The sequence below is a fragment of the Nocardiopsis sp. MG754419 genome, from assembly GCF_018207095.1.
In the GTDB taxonomy this organism is placed as follows: domain Bacteria; phylum Actinomycetota; class Actinomycetes; order Streptosporangiales; family Streptosporangiaceae; genus Nocardiopsis.
Window position 1 is genome coordinate 1 of the sequence record NZ_QOCZ01000312.1, and the last position, 1,093, is coordinate 1,093.

Here is a 1,093-nt window from a genome sequence, read left to right on the forward strand (position 1 = left end):
CTCATCCTCACGCCCGGCCACAGGCGTACCAATCGGCACATCAACCCCACCCCCAGACCGCGCCAACACCACAGCCAACGCCGCCTGAAGAACCATGAACAGCGTGCAGCCCCGTGCTCGCGCCAACTCCGCCAAGCGTCCATGCAGTTCGGCGTCCAGCGAGAAGGCCAGGTTCTCCCCCCGGTTGGAGGCCACGGGGGGCCTCGGACGATCCGTCCGCAGTTCCAGCACCTCCGGGGCACCGGCCAGGGATCGCCGCCAGAAGTCGAGCTGATCGGCGGCCACTCCCCCGGGGTCGGCCTCGTCCAACAGGGCGTTCTGCCACAGCGCGTAGTCGGCGTACTGCACCTGGAGTGGGGCCCGGTCCGGAGGTGAGCCCGCGCGACGGGCCGAGTACGCCTCGGCGAGGTCCCTGAGCAGAACGGTCTCGGACCACCCGTCGGTGGCGATGTGGTGCAGCAGCACCACCAGTACCGCCTCGTCGTCGGAGACCCTGAGCAGGTCCGCGCGCACCGGCAGGGCCTCGGCCAGGTCGAACACCCGGCCTACGAGGGCGTCCACGGTCCCACGCACCTCCTCGCGTGAGCAGGGCACGACCGCGAAGCGCAGCAGGGCGCGGGCCTCGGACTCCCCGAGTACTCGCTGGTGGGGCTCGCCACCGGGTGCGGGGAACACCGTGCGCAACGACTCGTGGCGGTCGACGAGGTCGCCCAGCGCGGCACCGAGCGCCCCCGCGTCGACCTCGCCGCTGAGCCGCAGCACGAGCGGAACGTTGTACGACGTGCTCGCCGACTCCAGGCGGTTGAGGAACCACAGGCGTCGCTGCGCGAAGGAGAGCGGCAGCAGGTCCGGGCGGGACGCGGGCAGAACACGCGGACGCGCCGCGCGCTCACCCGCGGCGTCGATCGCCGCCGTGGCGCCCACCACCGTCGGGGCGGCGAACAGTTCCCGCAGCCTCACCTCGGCACCGAGCACGGAACGGATCCGGCTGACCAGCCGGGTGGCGAGCAGGGAGTGGCCGCCCAGGTCGAAGAAGGAGTCATCGATCCCGACCCGCTCCAGGCCCAGGACCTCGGCGAACAACCCGCACAGG

Annotated in this window: 1 protein-coding gene; it reads right to left on the reverse strand. The window is 71.9% G+C overall.

The window, feature by feature from the left end:
• The coding region (locus DSY14_RS27855) for a condensation domain-containing protein (RefSeq protein WP_249188584.1) at nucleotides 1-1,093 on the reverse strand (1,093 nt) is incomplete at both ends.